The sequence below is a fragment of the Paenibacillus terreus genome, from assembly GCF_042138595.1.
In the GTDB taxonomy this organism is placed as follows: Bacteria; Bacillota; Bacilli; order Paenibacillales; family Paenibacillaceae; genus Paenibacillus; species Paenibacillus terreus.
Map to the genome: position 1 here is coordinate 68,041 of NZ_JBHIRX010000017.1, position 24,927 is coordinate 92,967.

A 24,927-nucleotide genomic window follows, 5' to 3' on the forward strand; every position below is an offset into this window, starting at 1 on the left:
CTCCTCCTAACAAAAATAAAGAGGAGCCTCTCGGCTCCCTAAAGCATGACTGATATTTTGTAATTGAATCAAACAAATTTAGGTATGAACCAGGCGAGCTGCAGATTGCTCTTCCTCAGCTTCCTTAAACCCAATAGAAAGATCAAGAGCAATTGCAACTTTCATCACCGTCTCCATCGACGGAACAGAGGTAGAATTCTCAAGTCTGGCAACTTGAGCTTGGGTTATCCCCGCTCTTTCGGCTACTTCTCGCTGAGTAAGCCCCAGAGCTTTTCTTCTACGTACGATGCTGTTCACCATACGAGCCATTTCACTGATCACTTTTTTCTCATGGTCAGTTTTATAATCCAATTTCCCCTTAAGATCGGACCAAGAATTTTTAAAATTGTTATCCAATATTGTTTTCACCTCCGGTATAGTCGGATAGGGAAGCTTGGCAGCACCCCCATCCACCCTGTTCACTCGCCATCTCGCCTTATCCAATCCTTCATTCTTTCCTCTGCTCGGTCAATTTCATGACTCGGGGTCTGTTGAGTACTCTTCCTAAATATAGTCAGCAGCACCAGCCTCCCCTTCCAACGAAAGTAGGGAATTCGATAACGCCCAGCTCGTATTTCGTAGAGCGCCCCCTTCAGTTTCCGGGAGTGCGGCATCCCATCTTCTACTCTCTCCAAGGCGTATAAGATGTCATCCATTTCACGTTCGGCTTTTTTATTACCATTCTTCGCCTTTTCGTTCAGCGATAGGATGTACTTCTCTACCTCCGAGTTTCCTTTCCCAGTTCGATAAAACATAATATCAGTCATGCAGTGAATCCTTTCTCTATAATTTATCGGACTTGATATCGCCCTTGATATAAATATATCATTCTTGATATAAAATCACAAGGCGTTTTGGATAAATATCGCTAATTGTGCATAGCAGATTCGAACCGCTAAAGATTCGGCTGCGCACGCTATGGAAATAGAAAAAAGGAAGACGGGTTTCCCATCGCCTTTTAGCCGAATTATATATTCCCGTATTTCTAATCCGCCCGAAAGGAGCGACTTTAGGGTGATCTTCACCCTGTTCCCCGCTTCCATACCGCCGCAATCAGCGCTACAGTCAGCTCGACGCACAGCACGTAACTGTCACAAGGCCCAACCTTCCAGCATGGACGGGCCTGCGACGACAAGGGGCAGCAGGGACACCCGGGAAGCTATTCCCAGTCAAATATTCCTGCGCAGATTAAGTAACGATGCCCAGTCCTTTCTTCCCAGAGCAAACCCGGCGGTGTTACCCGCAATCCCCCCTTACTCTTCTTTGTCTTATTTATCAACAATGGTAATGATTTCTCGGATGTCTGTGATGTCTAATGCCCCTACAATCCGTTCAATATGTCCCGCTTTCCACTAATCAACTCGGAAATCGCTGCCCTTCGGACCGCCGATTTCAAGGCTGATTCATTCATGGAAATATCTTTTCCCTTCAAAAAGGGGTCTTAGCGAAAGACATACCCTTGATAAATTTTCAATCTTTATGCGCAGTGTACGTCTATGCGTACGTCATTTGGAATGATTATATCGTAAGCTTATGAGTAACGATCAATATCACAAATCATATGCTTGGGGTGTTATGTAATGACGAAGAACGTTGAAGTTACGTTAGAACCCGTTTGTATTGTTTTAGGCCCGTATGATGAGGATGAGATTTGTTATAATCTGACCCGGGGCTTTTTGGTAGATGATCACCATGTTATGTATGTAGCTGAAGGTTATTTATGGCTTCGCAAGGTTGATCAAGCTGCCAAACATAACGGTCTGTATATAGACGATCCCAGTGCTGCCGGATTAATTTTGGCTTCAAATATTACACAATTAGACGATGATTTTTTAATTAAAGTTCACAACAAACTCACCACGATGAATGCACTGGGGTTTCTTATCTCTGAGTTACACACTTTGGTTGCCAATGATATATTTTTCAATGTTAAGCCTAATGAAAGCTTACACCTTCATATGAAGGAACTTAGATCCTTATAACAAATGGCAAAGGAGCTGAAACCAGCCCCTCAAAATTAAAATAAGATCTTATATTTCTCATGGTTCTGACAAATGGCTAAAAAGGTGGTTGTATCCAGTACATGTTCATGGAGTGCTGATGTTCCATCGTTGAAAAGTTCAATATACTGCGAGGATTTCGGATTAGGACGTAATGAGGACACTTGATGTGGTTGGATAAGTCTTGTTTTAAAAGCATTGAATAAGGATACATCCGTTGTCAAATAAGAAATTGGAGGGGCGTTGGATATACCAAGCTCTAAAGGCGATGCATTTGCTTCTTTCAATACTTTTTGCTTCAAACGAACGATTCCATAATCGCTTGAAGCAATGCTTATATTTGAAATTTGGGAACGATAGTGAGAAAGAAGACACATGGTTAGGGCCAGAATCGATACTTCACCAGCGTTTTTCTTGGTAACTAAGTTTCCGCTTTGCTTGGTAGGAAAACCATACTCGTAAAATTGATCGATCCAGTCATCCGGGAAGTCTTCCATCTCAAGTCTACGAAGCCGATTGAAAAATTGCTGCGATTCACCTAAAAGGGAGGAAACTCGAAACAGTTCCATTAGTCGCTTATCACTATACCCTAACATCGGCAAATAGTCTTCAGACTCCTCAACAATAAAAATGGGTAGAGGAAGGCTGGAAATATAAGCTGACTTCCCTTCATGATGTGCATATTCGGAATGAACCCATCCAGGAATGATAACCATATCATAATATGGCTTGAAAATGTATTCCGGCGGGAGAAGATGCACGTTTTGATAATAAAACTGAATATTGTTCGTATCCAGTACTAATATTTTAAGGCCTCTTCTGGGCCTAATAAATCCTTCGATGTCACGGTAACCAGCCATGCGAACGCTCCTTTAACTGCTTTTGCAATGTTTTATATTTAAATTCCCAATCTTTCACCACCTTTAAATTATCTTTGAACAATTCAACATCAGGATGCTGTTCAATTTCATTATTAATTGTTTCAATAATTTTATTTAGGTTTGTAACAAATGAAGGCTTAATTAAGGAGTCATCCAATGCATGTTCTTGGAAAAGAGAATACCATTCTCGAAGGGAAAACTGTAGATCAAAATGAGCTTTTATTTGGCTTTGGAGTTGATCATTGTGATTCTTTTTTGCCATCTGATACAGTTGAATTAACACCGCTTTATATGGAGCTTTAAATGATTTCATACAATGAGCGATTTTAACCACAAAATCATTCAGCTTCAATGAATGAAAATAATCATACAAATCAAGATAACCAAAAATCATTTGGCTTGCAAAATAATCAGCTTTTCTTTCATTCAAATCAAATTCAGTTGAGATTTCATAGCTTTTTTCTTCATGTTGTTTCATTTCCTGATCTTCTGTTAAATGATAAATCTCGTGCCAATAAATAAAGTATTGATAGATGCGAGGTTGAGCTGTGTTGATAATCGGAACTTTTGTTCCGTTAGGAAATTTTCGTATGGCTCCACCCCAGTTGTTATCTGGTATTGGAATTTCGATAAGATGATGCTCTTTCAAAATCTCGTAAGCTTGCTCTTCAATCGATAGGGCCTTCCATTTAATTATACGTTTCTCAATATACTTGATGTGCTCCTGGACTTGGCGATCAATCTGATCATTACGTTTGACGGTTTCGTCTAAATTCTGACTAGTAATTCTCACTTATATGGTATGCCTCCTCACTTAAGGTACATTGAATAAATGTCCAGTATATTGTCTAAACCATCTAACATTTCCTGTGCTACTGCACTTTTTTCCAGGTCTGCTCCATGATCCGAATAGGCGTATGCGAGTGAAGGGGGTTGCTCGGGCATGTTTTGAGTTAAAGTAATGAAATAATCTTCAGGTAAATCAAATGTTGTGATTATTTTTCGAATTTGTGAATTATATGTGGTTTGACTTGGACTCTCAGCTTTCAATATTTGGTCAATGGTCGGTCTAGAGATTCCTGTTAATTTGGATAATGATAATTTTGAGTAGCCTTTCATTCTGATAAAACTAATCAAGTTCTGAGCAATTGTTTTTCGATGTTCAAAAAAGTTAATATTCATAATATATTTTACACCCCACTCCCCAATATCCTTCATTATAAGCCTTTTTCGATTGATTGTAAAAATATTTTTTACATTCAATGAACTTTCCTAGTATAACCAGTAAAAAAATATAATATGCCTTCCACCTTTGCAAAATAGACACAGGAATTTGAACACAAAAAAAGGAATGAATGGGCGAGACAGATTTTATCTCTCCCTATTCATTCCCTTTTTTTAACTACACGACCAGGCGCTCTCAAGAGTAAATCGTCTTTGACCGCGAGAGCCGGTATTTATATAGCTCAGGCAGGGCCACGCCGATGAGCACGATAATCACGCCGGTCCACTGCAATCCGCTTACATGCTCGTGAAGCACGATGGAAGACATAAGCACCGCCACTGGAAGCTCGGCCGCGCCGATGATGCCCGCCATATCTCCGCCAATATGAGGTACGCCGATTGCGAACAGCACGGGAGGAATGAATGCTCCGAAAAAGCCAAGCAGCAAGCCAAACACGAGCAGTTGACTCCAGATCAATCCGTTAAAAAGAAACGTTGGCGGGAACAAAATACACAGCAGGATCAAGCCACCCGTTACCATCCAGGCGCTTCTATATGCGGGATGCGCAGCCGGTACGGCCTTGCCGCTAAACAGGACGAACAGCGAGTAGCTTACCGCCGACAGGAGGCCCAGTGCGATGCCCCAAACTTTGAATTCGCGAAGCCCATGCTCCAGGAAACCCGCAGCAAGCAGCGTGCCGCCGAACAGGATCAGGAGCGTTAGCAACGTAACTTTATCCGGCCGCTGGCGCTTGCTCACCGCCTGAATCAGTACGCTGATCCAGGTAAACTGGAACAACAGGATGATGGCTAGTGATGCCGGAATGTACCGGAGCGATTGATAATAGACGAGTCCGGTGATGACAGTTGGCGTGCCCGCAGCCATCAGAAGCAGGCGATGCTTCCAAGTCAGCCGTTGGAAGGCCTGAGCCGGGGCAGCCGCGCCTTGGCTCAGGCCTGCTTCGCGTGCCTTGCGGCTATGCTTGAATTTCGTATATAGAGCGAATAGCCACGACAGGATAAATCCCGTCAGGAGCTGGCTTCCAACAACCTCGCCCAGCTGATAGCCCTGCCCGTAAGCCAGAACCACGATCGTCGATAATATGCCGTAACTCATGGCTCCCGCGAGAACGGCCACATAATATTTCATTGCTTTTACTAACCCCCTGCTATCCAGAAATGCGTTACTTGACGCACGTGTCGTCCATGCCTCAAGGTCACATGTCGGCTTGAACACAAAAAATCCTAACTCCGTCACCTGAAACGGGCATAAGCTCGTTTCATGGCTTCGTAGTTAGGAAGTTAAGGCTCCCTGTAGAAACCCTCGCCCTGTGTACACCTATCGGCCTGCGAGGTTATACGAATGGAATATGGAATCATGCGTTTCCGCAGCGTAATTGCTCATGTGACAACGTTTCATATATTACATGGCAGGTTAGATGCTGTCAACTCTCTTTTTTCTCTTCTGTTGCAGTGCTCCGCCCCTCCCCTACTATGTTAAAGCTGGATCAAATCGTTAATCTTTACAGGCAATCCTGTCTGTATCGAACGGTTCGCGGCAATACCTGTCATAATCGACCAGGCGCCGTCCAGGTGTGAAGCGGCCCGCTTGAAGCGGTCATCCACCGGCTTGTCGAAGATGTCGCGCAGCATCAACGGGTCTCCGCCGCCGTGGCCGCCGGACATCTCCTCAATTTCCACATCATAAGGAGCTGCATGGATTGGGAAAACGCGGATTTGTTTGGACTTGAGCGCTCCTTCTTTATCCTTGTCGCCTCCGGAGTTCACGTAGGATTGCTCCGTCACCTTCACCTCCATCCGGCCTTTGGTGCCGTTGAAGGCAATGATGAAGCCCTCCCATGGCATGAAGGCGTTCAGCGAATAGTTCATGACAGCCTTGTTCTGGTACTTCACCATCACACTCATCGTATCCTCAATGCTGATATTGTCGCCGAACACGCTCTGATCGCGCAGATACCCGTCCTCTTTTTCAGCCTCAAGATACATTTGCTTCAAATGTTCGTTGCGATCCAGGTGCAGTGCAAATGGATCATTTTCCGCTGCCTTGCTGCCGTACGCCCGTTGGTAGAACTCGGTAACGCCGCGACTCTCGGCATTTTCTCTGCCGTAGAAACGCAGGTCCCCCCTGGCATATACCGTATCCGGCTTGGAGCCAAGCCAGAAATTCATGAGATCGAAGTGGTGCGTGGATTTGTGCACCAGCAGCCCGCCGCTGTTGCGCTTATCACGGTGCCAGCGCCGGAAATAGTCCGCGCCATGCTGCGTATTCAGCAGCCATTCGAAATTCACCGAAATGACCTCGCCAATGGCGCCGTCCATGATCAGCTCCCTGATTTTCGTATTATGGGGAGCATAGCGGTAGTTGAACGTCACACGCAGCTTTTTCCCCGTCCGCTCGATCGCGTCCAGAATGTCCGAACACTTCTCCTCATCTACCGTCATCGGCTTCTCGGATATAACATCACAGCCGAGCTCCATGGCGCGGATAATATATTTGTGATGTACCCGATCTACGGTTGTGACAATAACAATGTCCGGCTTGGTCTCCTCAATCATCCGGTCAAACTCATGCGCTTTATAGGTCGGCAGCTCGCGGTAGCTATATTTCTCCTTCAGCAGCCGGTTGGCATAATCCATTCTAATCTGATTCACATCACAAAAAGCGACCAGCTCGGACGTATCCTTATACACGGTGGCCAGCTCTCTGTAAAAAAACTCGGCACGTCCCCCGGTGCCTACAAGTGCATATTTTTTGCTCATCTCACGGTTCACACCCTTTCATCGGATGCTTTCATGATATAGTATAGAAATTATCAAATTCTAAGCATTTATTGACCTTTTTACATGAAACTATGCATATTTTATCCTGTTTTGATTGCGCTTACAGAATTGAATCTGCGCTTAGGAAAGGAGCGCTTCTCATGGCAGCCGAGCCCCACTTCTCAATCGAACGGATCAGACGGACGGAGCCCTTCAGCATGGCCTTCGATCATATGCATGACTCCTATGAAATTTATTATTTGTTATCCGGCGAAAGGTACTATTACATCGACAACAGGCTGTATGCTCTTCAGGCCGGTGACCTGATTTTTATTCATAAGCACGGGCTGCACCGTACGACCAATAAAGGTGACGCCTCTCATGAGCGGATTTTGATTAACTTTGATGAAGCTTTTATCTCCCCTTCCCTCGATATACAGGAGACACGGGAACTGCTGGTGGAGCAGCATTTTCTGCTGCGGCCTGGCGAGCGGGAGCGGGTGGTGATCCTTGGCATGCTGGAAGCCCTGCTGGAAGAGAAGGACCGGAATGACCCCTTCCGGAACATTTATCAGCGCTCCCTGCTTGTACAATTGCTGGTGTATATCCGGCGCCTTCACAACGTGCAGTATATGCCCATCGTTCCCGAGGGAAGCGGCAAGCAACAGCGGGTATATGCCATTATCGAGTATATTGAAGCTCATTATATCGAGAGTTTGACACTGGACCAGCTGTCCTCCGCTTTCTACATCAGCAGCACGTACCTGTGTAAAATATTCAAGCAGACCACCGGCTTCACCGTCGTGGAGTACATCCGTTATGTGAGAATCCGCCAAGCCCAGCAGTATCTGAGAGAGACACGCTGGCCGGTCACCCGCATTGCGGAGCAGACCGGCTTTGACAGCATCGCCCATTTCGGGCGTGTATTCCGACAGTTGACCGGGCGCTCCCCGCTGCAGTACCGGAAGCAGTATGAACGGAAACGGAATTAGCGTTATTCATCGAACCTTTTGTGGTTAATTTCGATGAAAAGGGCGCTGTCCGTCCGTGGGAAAACGATGCTGATAAAGCTGCTACTTGAGCAGAGGACAAGTCAGATGTTAAAATACTGTCAAAGGCTGTGAATGGAGCGTGACGAATTTGAAGGAGTTGGAAAATCGTCTCGATGAAATGGAAAAACGGATTGATGCAAGGTTTGACCGTATGGAAGACATGTTAACTCAACTCATCGGAATTGTAGGCGAAACAAATAAAAAGGCCGATAACTTGGACAAACGATTCGATGGACTGGAATAAAGATATAAAAATCATCAACATATTATAACAGCCTCACCTTTCTCGACTTACTCACTCGTAACATCATGAAGGTTTTTGGTCAGCTGCTGCTTTAAGCTTGTGTGAATTTTGACTTCAGAAAATATAATATTAGTCGAAGGCGAAGCATACGAAGCGATACTGTCCACAAAATCCTCAATCTCCCCCAGGTCTCCTGCACAGATTCTGACGAAGTAACAGGCCTTCCCTGCCGTTCTCCAGCACCCCAGAACACGTGGATGATTCTGTACAAACGTCTTTAATTTATTGAAATCCCCGTTCCTTACCGTGACCTCCATAATGCATTCCATTTCAAACCCAAGCTTTTTCCGGTTGATTTCGATGGTATACCCCGTAATGATACCTTCGCTTTCCAATCTGCGGACTCGTTCGGTGACGGATGGAGCGGATAAGTTTACCTTTTTAGCCAATTCCCTCATAGAAAGCCTTGAATCCCGCGATAGTTCGTCGATGATCAAAAGATCGATATCGTCTATTTTCATATGATACCCCTACCTTAGAAATACGTAATATTTGCAAATTTATCATACCCATTTTATCTCGAATGTAAAGGCATTTGCTCCATTAGGCTTATATAATTGAGTTTATAGAAGGAGGGAATTGCCTTGGCCAGAATATCGTACTCGAACACAGGAGAGACAGCATTTCAGAAACTGCTGGGTCACAACAAAGAAATCCAGAAGCAGTGGGGAAAGCTTGAGGAGACGTTTTACCAAACAGGAAGCTTAAGCCCTGAGTTGAAGGAACAGGTTCGCCGCACGCTTGCTTTCGGGAACGGATGCAAGTACTGCCAGGCCAAAGGCAGGCCCGCGTTGAGCCATGAGGATTCGAGAATCAGTCTTGCCACGGCCTTCGCTGAATTATTTCTGAAAGACCGCATGTCCATTAATCAAGATATATTCGATGTATTAGCCGAGGAGTTTTCTGAAGCCGAAATAGCAGAGCTGTGTTCTTATATTTGTTTTACTACAGGGTCGCAAATGTTCGGTGCACTCATGGATCTGCAGCCATAGAAGACAGCAATTAAACACAAACGAAAAGCCCGGGAAAGGTTTGGTCTTCCCCGAGCTTCTTTCGCTTTTGCCGCTAATTATCCCTTAATGCCCGTCATCGTTATACCCTCAATAATTTGCTTCTGGGCAAACATATACACCACCAGCACGGGAATCACGGAAATGGTCGTGCCCGCCATCATCAGGGCCCAGTCCGCGGTGTACAGCCCCTTGAAGCTGTTCAGCAGCAGGGGAACGGTGAATTTCTCCGGCGTATTCAGGTAAATGAGCGGATCCAGGAAGCTGTTCCAGGCGCCCAGGAAAGTAAAAATACCGACCGCCGCCAGCGAAGGACGGATCAATGGCAGAATGACGCTCCAGTAAATCCGGATATGCCCCGCTCCGTCCACCACCGCCGCTTCCTCCAGATCGCGCGGAATGCCCATGACAAACTGGCGCAGGAGAAAAACGGCAAAGGCATTGAACAGGGCCCCCGGCACGATAATCGACCAATGCGTGTCCAGCCACCCTACCTTATTCATGACCAGATACAGGGGGATCATGGTGACCTGCTTCGGGATCATCATCGTGGACAGAAAGAGAATGAACAAGACATGGCGTCCCGGAAACCGTATCTTCGCAAAGGCATATGCAGCCATCGAGGCCGTAAACAGGGTCGAAAGCACAACGATGGCCGTAATATAGAAGCTGTTCGCATAGGCTTGAACGAACGGCATCGCCTGCAGGGAAGCCGGGTAGTTGCTCCAGACGACAGGGTTCGGAATCCACTGCGGCGGGATAACGAAAATTTGCGAAAGATCCTTCAGTGAGCTGAGGATCGTCCACAGGAACGGGAAAATCATCAGAAGAGAGCCTGCAATCAAGAGCAGATGCCGCAGCCAAACGCTCACTCCGAGAGACGAGGCCAGAGTGGCGGAACGATCCTTCACCCCGGTATCCCCGCTGTGAATATTCACGCTTTTAGTCGCCATAATGCACCCACCTTTTCTGCATGCCAAACTGAATGAGCGTAAACACCAGAATGATCAGGAAGAGAATCATGGCCGCCGCCGCGCTTTCGCCCATTGTAAAATCAATAAAGGCCTGATCGTAGATATGATATACAAGCGTATAGCTGGCCTTGGCCGGACCTCCGTTGGTCATGACAAAGGCCTGGTCGAACACCTGAAAGGAGCCGATGATCGACATGATCGTTACAAAGAACGTCGTTGGAGACAGCAGCGGCAGGGTGATATGCCGGAATTGCTGAAAACGTGTTGCTCCGTCAATCTCGGCGGCCTCATAATAGCTTTTCGATATCCCCTGCAGACCGGCCAGGAAAATGACCATATTGTTCCCCAGCCCCCACCAGATGCTGAGCAGGGCGATGGACGGGATGACCCAGCGGGTATCGGTAAGCCATTGCGGTCCGGTAATGCCGATATACCCCAGCAGTTGATTCAGAATGCCGAACTCCCCGTTCAGAATCCACATCCAGATCACCCCGACGGATACGGAGCTTGTAACAACAGGCATGAAGAAAAAGAGACGGTACAGCTCTTTGCCTGCCGTGTTATTAAGCGCCAGCGCCACCAGCAGTGCCAGCAGCATCCCGATGGGAATGACAAGTACCATATAATACACGGTATTGACCATGGCCTTCCAGAAATCCGGATCGGCAAGCTGCCCGGCGAAGTTGGACAAGCCCGCGAAGGAAGGAGTACCAAAGCCGTCCCAGTTCATAAAGCTCAAGGAGAACGCATACAACAATGGCAGCAGGGAAAAGAACAGCAGACCGATCAGTTGGGGGGCAATAAAAAGGTAGCCCCATAACGCGTGATGCTTCCTTTGCATGGCTTTTACCTCCTTCCGTTTATTTCAGCGCGGCACGGATCTTCTCCGTGACCTTGACCACAGTGGTTTGCGCATCCTGCTTGCCGAGGAACATCAGGTCAATAATCTCTGTTATATCCTTATTTAATCCTGGAATCTGGGCGTCGTAGGCCATGTTCGAACCATGGGTGAACCCGTCATCACGCGCTTCGGACAGGTAACTCGTATGCTCGATCGTGCTCTTGCTCATAATGGCCTCGTCCGCCCCGGAAATCGCAGCAATCGCATTTCCGCCATCCGCCAGGCGGATTTCCTGCCCTTGCTTGGATACGTAGAAGGAGACGAATTTCATGGCTTCCTTCACATGGGGATTTTTACTGTTGACCGCAAAATAGGCAGCGGGCACAGCTACAGGCTCCTTTTTCCCCGTATTCGACGGGAAGGCAATATAATCAAACTCTATGCTTTTATTCTGGGTGAAGAGCGGCTCCAGCCAGCGTCCGGCAGCCAGCATGCCGACCTGGCCCGACATGAACATCGCATCCGCCCCCTGTCCCTTCGGAAGCGAGCCTGCGTACACCGCGTTGCCATCCTGCACGAGATCATGCATGAACGTGAACGCTTCCTTGGCGGGCTCGTTTTCATTCAGCACAAACTTGCCCTGCTCGTCAAAAATGCGCCCACCATTCGACCACACCCAGCTGTACCAGTGTGCCCACCAGTTCTCCATGATGAAGCCCTGCTTGCCCGCAGCCTTCAGCTGCCCGGTAACCTCCCTGAATGCATCCCAGTTCCAGCGGCCATCATCGTAATATTCCTGCGGCGATTTGACGCCTGCTTCCTCGAACACCTTTTTGTTGTAATAAAGGACAATCGGGTTGATATCCGGCGGCAGCCCGTATATTTCCCCCTCTTTCCTGGCGGGGCCCCATAGCCCTTCCGGAAATTCATCGACTTTGACATAACTTTCTTCACTCTGCAAAAATTCGGTCAGCGGCTCAACCTGGCCTGCTTCGATCAAACGGGACATGGTCGGCTCACTGGAATAAAATACGTCCGGCCCCCGGTTCCCCTGAAGGGAAGTCAACAGCTTTTGCTCATACTGATCGCTAGGCACAGGCACCAGCTTGACGTGGATCTGCGGATTCTCTTTCGTAAAAGCGTCCAGCGCTTTCTGGTAAACCTTCAACTCGGCGGGGTTCCCCCACGCCTGCATCGTCAACTGCACACGCTCCCCTTCTGCGTTGTCCCCCGACGAAGGCGAGGAACCGCATCCCGCGGCAAGCAGCAGCACCATTGCAGCCAGAATTGCCTTGCTAGCAGCCTTGCTCCATTGCCTCATTTCTGATCCTCCTCGCATTAATTTTCGTTTTATTAATTGGTGAAGCGCTTTCAATAATTCCATCTTATGGCTGTTCCATGAACGAGACCATGATAATGTTTTGCCCTGAGGTGTAAAATATTGCCCTCGACGGCTGAAAATCAGGGCATTTCGCGCAATTTTTTGCGGTGGTAAGCCCAGCTTTGTTCGCTTATGATGAGGATTGTAACGTTTTTCCTTTCCCTGTCCTCGATTGCACTGCCAATAACTTTGGGGGAGAAAAAGATGAGCGGACAAAGCCGGAAATCTGCCAAATATGATACCTACGGATTTCGTTTCTTTGAAACTCACAATGACGCCTTCTGCCAGCTCTCAGCTGTAGGCTTCGATAAAATAACGGATCATGCCTACTACTGGAACGGCCTGACCCGGATCGACGGACCGCTGCATCTATTTCAATACACTGTGTCAGGATACGGTCATCTGGAGCTGGGCGGCAAGCTGCATCGGGTCGGACCAGGCCAGGCCTTCATGGTCGATATCCCCAGCGCCCACGAATACTATCTTCCCTCGTCCAGCGATCACTGGGAGTTCTATTTCATCTTAATCCGTCCGGCCAACCTGCAAGGGAAATGGCTTGATCTTATGTCCCGCATGGGCCATGTGGTGCATATCCCCCAGGACAGCTCTGTCGTGCAGTTGCTTCAGGGAGTGTATTACGCAGCAGCCAGAAATCATATCACTGACGGATTCCGCGCGTCGTCTATCGTGTATCAATTTGTAATGGAGCTGTACCGGTTCAGTGCACCGCACAGAAAGAAGAAGGAGATGTGGCCGCCCAAAATCAGGCAGGCCGTTCTGTCCATTGAGGAGCGTTATAACACGCTGCAAAGCCTGGAGGAAATTGCGGACGAGGCCGGTCTTTCGAAATATTACTTTACCCGGGCTTTTAAAAGCGCGACGGGCTCAACCCCCATGGAATACCTCACCAAAATCCGCATGGCCCAAGCCGTGCGGCTGCTCCGTGAGACAGAGCTTACGCTGGAGGAGATTGCGCAGCAGGTCGGATATGCGAATGCCAGCTATTTTATTAAGGTGTTCCGGCGCTGGATCGGCTTTTCTCCCGGCGAATTCCGGCTTGGCAAAGATCTGGCCTCTGCCAACCGCTTTATTTTCGACTAACCCGGCACGGTGCAGTGTGGAAGTGATGATGACTTGCGAGATTTTAATCAAATTTTAATCTAAAATGCACCTCATAAATATACACATCCCTGTCAGAAAGCAGTATACTGTTCCAGATAGGAATAATATACTAGGCTTGTTTTCGGAAGAGGGCTATTTGATCATTTGCTTGAAGTCGTCATAAAACAAAGCTTTTAAAGAAGGTTGACAAAAATTCAGCATAAAGAACATGCTTATTTTGTGGCCAGCTTTTGGAGCTGGTTTTTTTTTACTTTTCTATGCTCAGTGTGTCATACACATACATACGAAAAAGTAGTATAATAGCTTGATTAGGAATAAAATTCTAGCCTTGTTTACTATAGGTTTTTTATCATTTGTTTGACATCAAGAATGTGCAGGAAATGTCAACTGATGAAGGAGTGGTTCCCTTTGGAGAATACAACCACAATACGGTCAGAAGTCGAAAAATATATGGAACGTGAAAAGTTTTCGCTTAGTGACTTAGGGCGTAAAACAGGACTCAATGTAGGAAGCCTCAGCTCGATCATCACAGGCGGAAGGATCATGTCGGTGAACCAGCTTGACCGGATCACCAGCCTGATGGAGCTCCCGGAAGGCCATTTCTATGACCTATACATACAGGACAATATGGCTGCAGCCCAGCCAAATTGGAGACGGCTTAGACCCTTTATTTTCAGATGCGCTGAATTGAACAAGCTGGATTGTATCCGACAAGTTACGAGTTGGCTGCTGGACAACATCGTGTACTGCCCCGTGCTGTTTGATGCGGCGGAAGAGCTGCTGCAGGAAGGAAAAAAGGAGGCCGCCGCCATTTTATATGAAGGTGTGGCCGTAACCGAGCATTCCCAGCATTCCGAACGTCTGGCTCTCTGCCAATATCGTTTGTTTACGATCAAGCTGGGTGACGATCAGGCGCAAAATTTACAGGCAGCGGCCCAATTAGAGCTATATGTAGACCGATTGGATGAAATCCTGCAGCTTGATGCGCTCAAGGATTTAGCAAATGTCTATCGATCCCTGCGCGAGTGGGACAAGGTAGATAAGTTTTCCGAACAGATGGGAATCAAAGCAAGATTCCATTATTATGCAGAGAACCGGCACAATCGTAGAGGAGAAAATCCTTATTCCAAGCTGAGCAGACCGTTGTTTGTGTATATTGCTTATAGTGATTTACTTCGTGGCGAGGTATGTCATAAGCGTGGAGAATATGGGCAGGCTCTGCAATTTATTTTAAACTATTCGGATTTGGACTGGGTTCAGGAAAATGATGAAGAGGTTTTACACTGGAAGGGTCTATTTCACGAGTGGGCAAAAACGAATACGTATGTAACCAAATTGTTTTCCGGGGATTTAAGCGTGCTGCCGGAATATGTAACGTATATGGAAACAATAAAGGATGACATCCTCTTGTCGTTACTTAACATTACTGACTTGGCTAACCGTTTTAACATCAATGTCGATGGAATTTTTGAACATTTCAAGTCGGAAATACAGGATTTAACAGAAGGAGAAAGCACACCGGGAAACTATTATGATGACAGATTGAAAGCAGAACGGCTTACACGTTTACTTAATGGATTATCTGAATATTACTTGCATAAAGGCGAGTATGAGGCTGGATTTAAATATTTGTTAAATAGTTTAGCAAAATCGGCTACAATAAACTATGATAACAACACGGTGAAATGCGTGGGGTTATTTGAAACTTATCGGGACTATGCAGGCCCCGATATGCAGTCAGAATATCAAAAACTTTTTAGAGAGGTGTACCAGAATGAAAAAAATAATCGTCTTACTTCTACTCGCCTTTAGCCTTGTATTTACTGTTGGGGTACACGAGACGGGGCCAGTTTACCACACGTTAGATGACCACGCCGGTGGAGCCTAACAGAAATGTTACATAATCGCAGCGGACAGGCCAGCTTTTAAAGCCTGTCTTTTTTACTGCGCACTGTTCTACATTATAAGTTCTTCTGTGCTATTAAATGTTCGAGTTGGCACTTTTCAAACTCCCTTCTCCCCTATTTCACCTAGTCCCATTGATTCATCACATAGAAGGGTCTTTATTGGCATGAGTTGCTGGTTGCCTAAGATAAACTACGGCTAATAAAAGATTTCTTTACGGAACTGTCGAGCAGACCTCTTCGTCATTAACTCGATAAATTATCGGTCGCCCGTATGTGCAGAATTTATATTTTTATATATTTCACATTATGAATATGTTTCCATTTATGTATATCCACAAAATTTGTAATCATCTGTTATATTTCTGTTTGTATAATTAATTCTAATAACAAAGGAGAATGATCACTTTGAAGAAGTCTGCTACCACGTTTCTGGCAGCCGCATTGTTTGCTACTACAGCTGCTACTGTTCCAGTCTCTGCAAACGAATCTACTCTATACGGAACTACATCAGAGGAAATATCCTCTAATGGCACTATTTCATTAGATCCAGAAAACCGTTCTGACGATGTAATTATTAGTGATGTAATGACGTTTGATGAGATTGTTAAGGAAATGTCCGAAGATATGAATATTTCTATAAGTGAAGCTTCGAGTATAGTGAAAAATAGTAATGGTATGAATTCCTTAAGCGACGCCCAGTTGGCAGCTGCGACCTATAGAACTTTTAGCAAATATCTTGACGTTAGTCCCGTCTACCAACCCCAAATAAAATTTTATTGTGAAACTACAGAAGGCGGCGGGAGCTTTAGAGGAATTGTACAAATAGTTAATTATCAAATGGACAGACGAGATGGTAATGTTACCAAGCAATTTTCCGGTACACTTTTCGCCCATCTTGAACATGCAAATAAAATACACTGGATTGTGAATGGGGACTTCTATCATAATGGGAATACAAATATTTCAGGCGGTGGCTCGATCGGCCTTAAAGGTATGGGGGAGATTACTTTTAGCATTTCAGGTGATGCCAACCACTTCACATATTTTTATGATGATGGGGACTTCCTTTATTAATTTGTTATTAAAAAAGATCAAGATTGTTTTCTAGTCTTGGTCTTTTTAATTTATTTATAGCCCCAGACATTTACAAATAAATACTTTATGGTATCCTAAATTTTAGAAAAAGCGAAAGAGGTGTTAATTGAAATGAAGAAACGATTGTGGTCAAGTATTATTATAGGAATTGTAATTTTTTTAGTACCCGTTATAATAACTGGAAGATGGTACGATATTACAAGTCTTATTGGCAATTTATTATCTGTCGAGTTTACTGTCAGAACTTTAGCTGGAATAGTTGGTCTACTCGTGATATATGATGGTTTCAAAAATTATTATAAATGATGATTCTTCCCATAAATCCACTGGATTATCAGTGGGTTTTTTAAATTAATCCTGAATTGCGAAAGCAAAAATACTTAAACACGTGAAAAGGGCTCCAAATCTTTGATAGAATGGTGTTTGTCCGAACAACATCACCCAATGAGAGGAGTACCTTTTGTCTACCACAATGAGCAGCAAGATTAAGAGTGAATTTTCTCTACAAAACGTAACAAGTTTCGGCGACTTTCGGCGACATCAAGCTCTTTCTTGACTATTTCGAAAAGTTTGCCTAGGCCATGCGCTACCTCTCGGATGGCAAACCACATAACGCTTTGTTCCCTCTCATCGCATCTTGCCCTACCTCATCATCGACTGGATGCTTGGTTGCGAGCGGATTTTTTCATTTTCGTAAGCTGCAGTATGACGCGCTGCTCAGCTGATTTCTGGGCGGGCTATGCCCGTGTTACAGTCAGTTGTACAAGGAACTGGGCAGACTGGGTCGGTCCTGTCCAACTCTTCGGGACAATTGGTTCATATCTGCGACAAAGCTATAGACATCATTAAAGCCCAATGAGCCAAAACCATACAGCAAACAGGCCTTGGCACCCTCCGATGACGTATCCGTTCCCCCAAACCTCTTTCTTTAACCTCCATCCGATTTCGATATGGCTTAAAATCAGCCTCAAAGATCGTTCCATGAAATCCTATTATGGTACGTCCATTATTCATGCCTCCGGCCGCCTCACAGAGAACTGCAGGAGCGGCCAGACCAATCGGATTTTCACAATCTCAATCACCATACCGCCGGCAACTTCAATCCGCTGGGCATTAACCCATCTAAATTCCTCTGTGCTCAATGAGGCGATAACGCCCCCGATATCGTCGGGTACGCCGACTCTGCCACTACCGTTTGCGAACTGACGGACGCGTTCACTCCAGCGCTCCGACTGGCTCCTCCGGCAAAGTCTGTTTCAATGGTACCCGGAGCGGCTGTATTAACCCTGATGCCTCTACAACCCCATTCCTTCGTCATATACCGTGTCAACACCTCGATCGCGCATTTCATCGCGGTATACGTGCCATGTCCGCCTTCAAAGGAAACGCGGGTCAGACCAGAGGAAGGGTTAACGATGCAGCCTTTATCGGTAATGTACGGAAACAACTTTTGGATCAGGAAGAAGACACCCTTGAAATGCACTTACATCAGGCTGTCGAATTGTTCTTCCGTCGCGTCCGCAAGCAGGATGCTCACGCCAAGCCCCGCATTATTGAAGAGATAATCGATCCGGTCCCGGCTCAACTTCGTGCGGCAAGTATTGATCAAAAGTCATTTCAACAATTTCAATTCCTCGAAAGTTCTTCAAAATCTCTCTCCTCATTGCTGGGCTGTTATACTTCATCGGGCTATGTTCTTGCTCTCCAACAGTTGCGGATCAGGTGTCTCTACAGCCATAACCTCCCTTGCTGCTTCTATGAAAGATAATATGATTGGTGAAAGCCACTTGTCTTTATGCCATGACATCTGTGTATATACGTGCAGGTCCGGAATTTGCCATGGAAGAGCAACGAGCTCGCCCCGTTCGACTTCGGCTTCCACCACGATTTCAGGAAGAAAGGCAATGCCGATTCCCGAAATTGCACATTGTTTAATGGCTTCAGCACTTTGAAACTCTAGATACGTAATACTATCTATACCCTCTTTCTCAAATGACCGGTCGAACATGGTTCGGTAGGGACAGCCCTTTTCATTCGTCAGGAACACTTCTCCGTGAAAATCCTCCAGCTCCAGCTCAGTTCGTTGTGCGAGCGGGTGATCCGGAGCAGCAAAAAGGCGGAAGGTTTCTTCCACCAACGGTTCCACGGCAAGTCTGCTTGAGCGAATGGGTTCGTCCAGCATAAAGACGACATCTGCGGTTCCCTCAAAGAGGGTTTGCTTGAGCTCTTGATTGGGAACGGAGCGGAAAATGAGACGCACTCCCGGATAGCGCGAACGAAACAGGCGAAATACAACGGGAAGCCGATAGGCGCAAATCACCTCATTGGCACTGATCGTTAGAGTGCCGCTTAGAACTTCATTGTCATGAACGGCGCTGCGAGCTTCGTCCAGTTTGTCCAGAACGCTTTGAATATGAGTTAAAAAGCTTTTACCCGCCGTTGTGAGAACGAGCTGCTTGCCCAAGCGGTCAAAGAGACGAACACCAAGCTCATCCTCCAATGCTTTGATTTGCATCGTGACGTTGGAGGGGACATAGCCCAGCACTTCCGCAGCACGGCTGAAATTTAACGTTGAGGCAACCATGCGGAACGTATGGAGTTGACGCAATTCCATCATACGATCCCCCTTTTACTTTCAATATTTTTGAATACTACTTTGAATTCTATTCACTTTTATTGAGAGTACCACAGGCCTATACTAAGTACAAGAAATACATGTTTAATTGTGTGGTTTCATTTTGAAGGGAGCGACAATACGATGGATTATGAGATTTTCGATTTGGGTGACGTAACCCTACAATCAGGAGTGACGTTACCGGGCGCTTTTCTTGCTTATAAGACTTATGGAACATTGAATGAAAAGAAAGATAATGTCATCGTCTATCCAACGGCTTTTGGCGACACACATGTGCAAAATGAATGGTTGATTGGAAACGGCATGGCGCTGGATCCGCAGAAATATTTCATTATCGTACCCAATCTGCTGGGCAACGGATTATCTTCGTCTCCTACGAATACGCCTCCCCCATTCGACCGGGCTCATTTTCCGCAGGTAACGATCTATGACAATGTTCAATTCCAGCATCGGCTGGTGACCGAGAAATTCGGCATTCACAAGATCGCTCTCGTAGTAGGATGGTCAATGGGAGGTATTCAATCCTTCCAATGGGGGGCAAGTTATCCGGATATGGTGGAACGAATTGCACCTTTCGCCGGGGTTGCCAAGACTTGGCCCCAGACGTATCTGGTCCTGGACGGAATGAAAGCTGCGCTCATGGCTGCTGTCCGCTTTGATTCAAGCAAACTAAACCAGTTGACTTCTGCAGACATGCGTGCTGTTGGCCGGGTCTATGCGGGATGGGGCTTATCGGATGCGTTTTACAGAGAGGAGCTTTATCGTGAGCTGGGATTTGACTCATTGGCAGGGTTTATGGCCGGCGTCTGGGAAGATAGCTTCATGAAGATGGATCCGCACAATGTCCTCGCCATGTTATGGACAGGCCAAAATGCAGATATCAGTGCAAATCCCGCCTATAACGGAGATTTCGATAAGGCGCTCAAAAGCATTAAAGCGCTTGCCTGCGTTATGCCTGGGAGCACGGATCTCTTCTGCAAGGCGGACGATAATGAATACGAGGCTAAGCGTATACCTAATGCTGTTTTTAGTCCGATCAAGTCGATCTGGGGCCATTTTGCCGGCCGCGGAATCAACCGTGCCGATAATAAATTCATTGATGACAACCTGAAACACTTGCTGGAGCTTGGTACAAAAGCATAACTTTATTTCCGGGTAATGTGGGAATATTTGTCCTGTCCGATCATATAATGAGGTCACCAGAATTTACTGGTCGACCTCTTTTCTGTGTGGAAGGAAAAAATCATGCGTGATGCCCACATCAGGGGTTTACTGCTGCGGATGGATGTGATATTATGTTTCTGCAAATATCGAAATATTAGCGAGGAGGGCAACACTATGAACGAACCAGCCGACATGCAGCAAGCCGTGAAAATATATAAGGCACTTGGAGAACCTACCCGCCTCAAAATTGCGCTCATGCTCAAAGAAGAAGACGACCAATGCTGCTCCGCGCTCGGTGACAAGCTTAAAACGGTTGCCATCTCCACACTGTCCCATCATCTGAAGCAGATGGCTGAATGCGGACTGCTCACATTCCGTAAAGAGGGAACCTTTATATATTACAGTCTGGATAGAGAAACGGCGGCGAAATACGCCCCTTACCTGTTAAACTAAATTTTTTTCGTTAATATTTCGATATTTTTAGAAATATACTTATTCCAACATTTTGAAGGAGTGAATGAAAACGTGGTAAACCACAGCACATGGAAGGTGTACATTTTGGCGTTGGTCAGCTTTTTGGTAGGAACCTCGGAGTATATCATCTCCGGTATTCTGGATCAGATTGCAGAGACGCTGGGCGTATCCGTTGCCGCGGCGGGTCAGCTCATCACCGTGTTTTCCCTGACATACGCGATCGGAACTCCGATCCTGATGGCTATAACCGCGCAGCTGGACCGGCGCAAGCTGCTGCTGTACGCCCTTGGCCTGTTTATTGTGGCTAACGTTCTTTCCTTTGTTCTGCCCGGATTTGGGATGTTTATTGCAGCTCGTATCGTAATGGCGCTCGGAGCGGGAGTTGTCGTGGTCACCGCACTGAGCATTGCCGCCAAGATTGCTGCTCCCGGCAAGCAGGCCAGCGCTCTCGCTACTGTGGTAATGGGTTTTACAGCCTCGTTGATCATCGGTGTGCCTATCGGCCGGGTGGTGTCGTCTCAGTTTGGATGGAAGGCGGTCTTCCTGGGCATCGCGCTCGCGGGTATTCTCGCCCTGATCGTCCTTGCCCTGACAATCCCAAGGATCAAAGGGGATGAGCCTGTTCCTCTTCGCAAACAGTTTGCCCTGCTTGCCAGACCGGATGTAGCTCTTGGGCTCGGGATTACATTCTTTTGGCTGGGCGGTTATTCCCTGGCGTATACTTACATCTCACCTTATCTGCTTGAGGTGTCCAAATTAAGTGAATCGCTGCTCAGTGTAGCCCTGCTGGTGTTCGGGATTGCCAGTCTGGTCGGTTCGAAGGCAGGCGGTTATTCCGCTGATAAGCGAGGAGTTTCTTTTACCCTGCTCGGAGGCATGACGCTGCACATCATCTCTCTGATTCTGCTTACGATGGCTCACTCGGTCGTCAGCATCTTTGCTTTCCTGATCCTGTGGTCGCTTGCAGCCTGGACGACCGGGCCTACGCAGCAGTATAACCTTGCTTCACTCGTGCCTGAATCCTCCGGGGTGATGCTCAGCCTGAACCAGTCCACCATGCAGCTGTCCATGGCCGTCGGCGCCGGGCTGGGGGGAATTATTATAGAGCAGGTATCACTTGCTTCGGTAACCTGGTTTGCAGCCCTTGGCGTTGCAATTGCGGCAGTGGGCGTCATGATACTGAGCCGCATGCTGTCCGGCAGATCAGTCACCAGTACCGTAAATGAATGAGCATTCCCTTTTAACGGGAGATAGCTAATAAGAAGTCCAAGGAAGGATTAGAATCCTACTCTCTTGGGCTTCTTATTTTTTTGACAATCCCGGGAGGGATGAACCTTGCCTGGGCTTCCGGATTCTCCTCATCTTATTCATTGTTTTTTTCAAGCTCTTTTAATCTATTTTCCAGATTCGTAAGTCTTTTGTTTATTCGATAGATAACGGGCACCATAGCTGCAACGAATATTATAATTGCGCCAATAATCATAAATTACTTCCCCCTTTAAAATATGAATTTGAAGAACATCAGTATATTTTAACCCAAAAAAGTAGAAAAAAAGATTGTATTTATATAAATTATGGCATACAATCTGGAATGTAGTTCATACTAATATAAGGCGGTGTTTTATGAAGTTTCTACGCGAACGTACTATTAAAACATCCAAGAGCCTACTAGCCGTATCCTTGCTTGCTGTTTCCGTATCAGGCGGAGTAGCCTGGGCATCTGATGAATCAGGTCTGCAGCCATCATCGGAATACGTTTTTGTAGCAGAAACAGCCGAGTCGTCACTTGAATCTCCCAACTTTGAGATTACAGAGCCTCCAGTTCCACCGATTCCCCACTTTACGCAAAACGATGTTACTAAGGTGGAAACTTCCTCAGAAAGCAGCTTTACAACTATGAATCAGCAAAAATTTGTTTCGGTATATCGAGATTTTGGTTTAAATGAAAGCATCCCCTCTTCGATTGTGTATGCGGAAGACAATGGTTCAGATGGACGTTGGGGAGGCACACTGCAAAGAACAAACATAGTCCAATACAGTAATTATGTCAGAGTAACCTACAGTGGAACAGTATACAAAGACATAGATTAATACATACCTCCTGTTCCGGAAGATGTAACTGATGTAGAGAATGGTGGTTATAAACATAAAGCGACAAGAGTGACAGGTCCAAACCGGGCCTGTCATTTGTATGTATGGGGGGACACAAACAGTTTGCCCTGTCACCAGACCCGATGTAGCTCTTAGGCTCGGGATTACATTCTTTGGCTGGGCTGCGGATAAAATTGCTATCCCTATTATCTTTTACATTCTACTTATATGGATCTCCCTAATGGTCGAATAAAAAGAGCTATGTCCCCACTTAATACTCCTGAACACACACTCCCAAAGCTCGCACCTCATATCTTATGCCATTCGGTTTGTTCTTTCATTTCCCTGATCAGAAATCTCCTGCATAATTACCGTAATTTGGGGTAATCTACCGACAACTCCACCTTCCAAGGAGGCTGGCATGAGATCATCAGACGGTAGAACCCCAGAGTTTACGGAGCTAACAGAATCGCTGGAACAAAATATCCTTGGGATCCGCGGCTCAATGGGCTGCAGCCCGGATCTGGTCATCCGCCATCTCGTTCTGGCAGAGCATACAGGCGCGGCCCTGCTGTATGTGGATGGAATGGTAGACATGCAGGTACTGCATCAGTCCGTTCTGGGAGCACTGGTAGGGAAAGCGCCAGCCGAGGTATTCAAAGCCCAATCCCCCGATGAGCAGTTGGATTATTTGATGAAGCACGTGCTTGCGGCCGCTGATGTAAACATCGCTTCCGATTCCGGCAGCCTGCTGAAAAACCTGCTTTCCGGCAGCGCCGTTTTCCTGCTGGAAGGGAGCGCAAAGTTTATTTCTATCACAGCACCGGGCTGGGAAGAGAGAGCTGTCAGCGAACCCAATTCGCAGGCGGTTGTCCGGGGTCCCATGGAGGGTTTTACGGAGAATCTGCGGACCAACACAACGTTGATCCGGCGCAGGATCAAAGACAGCCGGCTGTGGATGGAGAACTTTGAAATCGGCCGTACCACCAAAACCAACGTGACCATCATGTATCTGCAGCATCTGGTGAACACGGAGGTGCTGGAAGAGGTGCGCCGGCGGCTGAATGCCATTGACACGGACAGTATTCTGGAGAGCGGCTACATTGAAGAGTTCATTCAGGATAAAAGGATTACTCCATTCCCCACAATATACAACACCGACCGGCCCGATACGGCAGCGGCGGATATTCTTGAAGGCAAGGTTGCCATACTTGTGGATGGCACTCCTTTTGTGCTGCTGGTCCCAACCTTCTTCATTACGTTCCTGCAATCTGCGGAGGATTACTACCAACGCTCGGATATCGCAACCCTGTTGCGATTCATCCGGTTTTTGGCTTTCACTATTGTTATTCTCGCACAAGCCGTTTATATCGCGCTGACCACTTACCATCAGGAGATGATTCCGACCACACTGGTCATCAGTCTGGCGGCACAGCGAGAACGGGTTCCATTTCCGGCATTTGTGGAAGCCATGTTCATGGAGATAACCTACGAGATTTTGCGTGAGGCAGGCGTGCGTATTCCGAAAAACATCGGACAAGCCATTTCCATTGTAGGAACGCTTGTCATCGGACAGGCCGCTGTGGATGCCGGCTTTATTTCTTCAGCCATGGTGATCATCGTCTCCATTACCGCGATTGCAAGCTTTGTCATTCCGGAGATGGGCATGTCCATCAGCGCCAGGATCATCCGGTTTATTTTAATGGCACTGGCAGCGTTTATCGGTTTATACGGCATTCTGTTCGGTCTGATTCTGCTGGTCCTGCATCTTACCTCGCTGCGCTCGTTCGGGGTGCCGTACATGAGTCCTCTGGGCCCCATTGTACCCAATGATCTCAAGGATTCCCTGTTCCGCTTCCCCTGGACATCCTTGCGGACATATCCCAAGGGAAACCAACCCAAGACCTTGAAGCGGCAGTGGGGCAGAAAAGGAGATTCGGAATCATGAAGGG

At 46.7% G+C, this 24,927-nt stretch carries 26 protein-coding genes, 1 pseudogene and 1 riboswitch; of the genes and pseudogenes, 13 read left to right on the plus strand and 14 right to left on the minus strand.

Annotated elements, in window-relative coordinates; translation table 11 throughout:
• Positions 1–78 precede the first annotated feature (78 nt).
• Together ACE5KN_RS24255 and ACE5KN_RS24260 are read right to left on the minus strand one after the other, a co-directional pair.
• Positions 79–462: a helix-turn-helix domain-containing protein gene (locus ACE5KN_RS24255; protein ID WP_375525487.1), complete on the minus strand. Its 384-nt coding sequence runs from the start codon at positions 460–462 to the stop codon at positions 79–81.
• The gene (locus ACE5KN_RS24260; RefSeq protein ID WP_375525488.1) at positions 459–806 is read right to left on the minus strand and encodes a type II toxin-antitoxin system RelE/ParE family toxin; all 348 of its coding nucleotides are present in this window, start codon (positions 804–806) and stop codon (positions 459–461) included. Before ACE5KN_RS24260 ends, ACE5KN_RS24255 begins: the two co-directional genes overlap by 4 nt.
• Positions 807–1,619: 813 nt before the next feature.
• Between ACE5KN_RS24260 and ACE5KN_RS24265 the strand changes: the two genes are divergently transcribed.
• Entirely contained in the window at positions 1,620–2,021 is a 402-nt protein-coding gene (locus ACE5KN_RS24265; RefSeq protein ID WP_375525489.1) for a hypothetical protein, read from the plus strand.
• Positions 2,022–2,056: 35 nt separating this feature from the next.
• On the opposite strand, the gene ACE5KN_RS24270 is transcribed toward ACE5KN_RS24265, so the two are convergent.
• The 5 genes from ACE5KN_RS24270 to ACE5KN_RS24290 form a co-directional block, all read right to left on the minus strand.
• A complete protein-coding gene (locus ACE5KN_RS24270; protein ID WP_375525490.1) occupies positions 2,057–2,899 on the minus strand; it encodes a hypothetical protein in 843 nt (280 codons plus the stop codon).
• Positions 2,883–3,713 (minus strand): hypothetical protein, encoded by an 831-nt coding sequence (locus tag ACE5KN_RS24275; protein WP_375525491.1) that lies wholly within the window; start codon positions 3,711–3,713, stop codon positions 2,883–2,885. The genes ACE5KN_RS24270 and ACE5KN_RS24275 overlap by 17 nt, the downstream gene beginning before the upstream one ends.
• A 17-nt stretch (positions 3,714–3,730) precedes the next feature.
• Complete coding sequence (locus ACE5KN_RS24280) at positions 3,731–4,183, minus strand: XRE family transcriptional regulator (protein WP_375533170.1); 453 nt, start codon at positions 4,181–4,183, stop codon at positions 3,731–3,733.
• A gap of 157 nt (positions 4,184–4,340) precedes the next feature.
• Complete coding sequence (locus tag ACE5KN_RS24285; protein WP_375525493.1) at positions 4,341–5,294, minus strand: EamA family transporter; 954 nt, start codon at positions 5,292–5,294, stop codon at positions 4,341–4,343.
• Positions 5,295–5,415: 121 nt separating this feature from the next.
• Positions 5,416–5,527: riboswitch (purine riboswitch) on the minus strand.
• Positions 5,528–5,641: 114 nt separating this feature from the next.
• Positions 5,642–6,925, minus strand: coding sequence for a Gfo/Idh/MocA family oxidoreductase (locus ACE5KN_RS24290; protein WP_375525494.1), 1,284 nt, complete (start codon positions 6,923–6,925; stop codon positions 5,642–5,644).
• Between the two features lie 161 nt (positions 6,926–7,086).
• On the opposite strand from ACE5KN_RS24290, the gene ACE5KN_RS24295 reads away from it, so the two are divergent.
• Positions 7,087–7,917: a helix-turn-helix domain-containing protein gene (locus ACE5KN_RS24295; RefSeq protein ID WP_375525495.1), complete on the plus strand. Its 831-nt coding sequence runs from the start codon at positions 7,087–7,089 to the stop codon at positions 7,915–7,917.
• Positions 7,918–8,065: 148 nt separating this feature from the next.
• Positions 8,066–8,221, plus strand: a complete 156-nt coding sequence (locus ACE5KN_RS24300; protein ID WP_375525496.1) for a hypothetical protein — start codon at positions 8,066–8,068, stop codon at positions 8,219–8,221.
• A 47-nt stretch (positions 8,222–8,268) separates the two neighbouring features.
• Here the strand turns inward: ACE5KN_RS24300 and ACE5KN_RS24305 are convergent, their stop codons facing one another.
• Positions 8,269–8,742, minus strand: a complete 474-nt coding sequence (locus ACE5KN_RS24305; RefSeq protein ID WP_375525497.1) for an Lrp/AsnC family transcriptional regulator — start codon at positions 8,740–8,742, stop codon at positions 8,269–8,271.
• 123 nt (positions 8,743–8,865) lie between these two features.
• Between ACE5KN_RS24305 and ACE5KN_RS24310 the strand changes: the two genes are divergently transcribed.
• Complete coding sequence (locus tag ACE5KN_RS24310; RefSeq protein WP_375525498.1) at positions 8,866–9,273, plus strand: carboxymuconolactone decarboxylase family protein; 408 nt, start codon at positions 8,866–8,868, stop codon at positions 9,271–9,273.
• A gap of 77 nt (positions 9,274–9,350) precedes the next feature.
• Here ACE5KN_RS24310 and ACE5KN_RS24315 read toward each other — a convergent pair whose 3' ends face one another.
• From ACE5KN_RS24315 to ACE5KN_RS24325, 3 genes are read right to left on the minus strand one after another with little or no spacing between them, the layout of a single operon-like run.
• On the minus strand, positions 9,351–10,244 hold the full coding sequence (locus ACE5KN_RS24315; RefSeq protein WP_375525499.1) for a carbohydrate ABC transporter permease: 894 nt from the start codon (positions 10,242–10,244) through the stop codon (positions 9,351–9,353).
• Complete coding sequence (locus ACE5KN_RS24320; protein WP_375525500.1) at positions 10,234–11,106, minus strand: carbohydrate ABC transporter permease; 873 nt, start codon at positions 11,104–11,106, stop codon at positions 10,234–10,236. Before ACE5KN_RS24320 ends, ACE5KN_RS24315 begins: the two co-directional genes overlap by 11 nt.
• Before the next feature lie 19 nt (positions 11,107–11,125).
• Complete coding sequence (locus ACE5KN_RS24325; protein ID WP_375525501.1) at positions 11,126–12,427, minus strand: ABC transporter substrate-binding protein; 1,302 nt, start codon at positions 12,425–12,427, stop codon at positions 11,126–11,128.
• Positions 12,428–12,691: 264 nt separating this feature from the next.
• On the opposite strand from ACE5KN_RS24325, the gene ACE5KN_RS24330 reads away from it, so the two are divergent.
• From ACE5KN_RS24330 to ACE5KN_RS31130, 4 genes and pseudogenes are all read left to right on the plus strand, one after another.
• Positions 12,692–13,588, plus strand: coding sequence for an AraC family transcriptional regulator (locus ACE5KN_RS24330; RefSeq protein WP_375525502.1), 897 nt, complete (start codon positions 12,692–12,694; stop codon positions 13,586–13,588).
• 429 nt (positions 13,589–14,017) lie between these two features.
• On the plus strand, positions 14,018–15,421 hold the full coding sequence (locus ACE5KN_RS24335) for a transcriptional regulator (protein WP_375525503.1): 1,404 nt from the start codon (positions 14,018–14,020) through the stop codon (positions 15,419–15,421).
• Between the two features lie 500 nt (positions 15,422–15,921).
• Positions 15,922–16,590, plus strand: a complete 669-nt coding sequence (locus ACE5KN_RS24340; protein ID WP_375525504.1) for a hypothetical protein — start codon at positions 15,922–15,924, stop codon at positions 16,588–16,590.
• 493 nt (positions 16,591–17,083) lie between these two features.
• A pseudogene (locus ACE5KN_RS31130) lies at positions 17,084–17,414 on the plus strand (IS1380 family transposase); the annotation flags it as partial.
• A gap of 335 nt (positions 17,415–17,749) precedes the next feature.
• On the opposite strand, the gene ACE5KN_RS24345 reads toward ACE5KN_RS31130, so the two are convergent.
• The 3 genes from ACE5KN_RS24345 to ACE5KN_RS24355 form a co-directional block, all read right to left on the minus strand.
• Positions 17,750–18,094 (minus strand): SDR family oxidoreductase, encoded by a 345-nt coding sequence (locus tag ACE5KN_RS24345; RefSeq protein ID WP_375525505.1) that lies wholly within the window; start codon positions 18,092–18,094, stop codon positions 17,750–17,752.
• On the minus strand, positions 18,095–18,220 hold the full coding sequence (locus ACE5KN_RS24350) for a hypothetical protein (RefSeq protein WP_375525506.1): 126 nt from the start codon (positions 18,218–18,220) through the stop codon (positions 18,095–18,097).
• A gap of 72 nt (positions 18,221–18,292) precedes the next feature.
• Positions 18,293–19,225, minus strand: coding sequence for a LysR family transcriptional regulator (locus ACE5KN_RS24355; protein WP_375525507.1), 933 nt, complete (start codon positions 19,223–19,225; stop codon positions 18,293–18,295).
• A gap of 144 nt (positions 19,226–19,369) precedes the next feature.
• Between ACE5KN_RS24355 and ACE5KN_RS24360 the strand changes: the two genes are divergently transcribed.
• The 5 genes from ACE5KN_RS24360 (at position 19,370) to ACE5KN_RS24380 (ending at position 24,923) form a co-directional block, all read left to right on the plus strand.
• Complete coding sequence (locus ACE5KN_RS24360; RefSeq protein ID WP_375525508.1) at positions 19,370–20,389, plus strand: alpha/beta fold hydrolase; 1,020 nt, start codon at positions 19,370–19,372, stop codon at positions 20,387–20,389.
• A 195-nt stretch (positions 20,390–20,584) separates the two neighbouring features.
• Positions 20,585–20,863, plus strand: coding sequence for an ArsR/SmtB family transcription factor (locus tag ACE5KN_RS24365; protein ID WP_375525509.1), 279 nt, complete (start codon positions 20,585–20,587; stop codon positions 20,861–20,863).
• 72 nt (positions 20,864–20,935) lie between these two features.
• The gene (locus ACE5KN_RS24370; protein WP_375525510.1) at positions 20,936–22,114 is read left to right on the plus strand and encodes an MFS transporter; all 1,179 of its coding nucleotides are present in this window, start codon (positions 20,936–20,938) and stop codon (positions 22,112–22,114) included.
• Between the two features lie 393 nt (positions 22,115–22,507).
• A complete protein-coding gene (locus ACE5KN_RS24375; RefSeq protein ID WP_375525511.1) occupies positions 22,508–22,975 on the plus strand; it encodes a hypothetical protein in 468 nt (155 codons plus the stop codon).
• A 421-nt stretch (positions 22,976–23,396) separates the two neighbouring features.
• Entirely contained in the window at positions 23,397–24,923 is a 1,527-nt protein-coding gene (locus ACE5KN_RS24380) for a spore germination protein (RefSeq protein ID WP_375525512.1), read from the plus strand.
• The last annotated feature ends 4 nt before the right edge of the window (positions 24,924–24,927 follow it).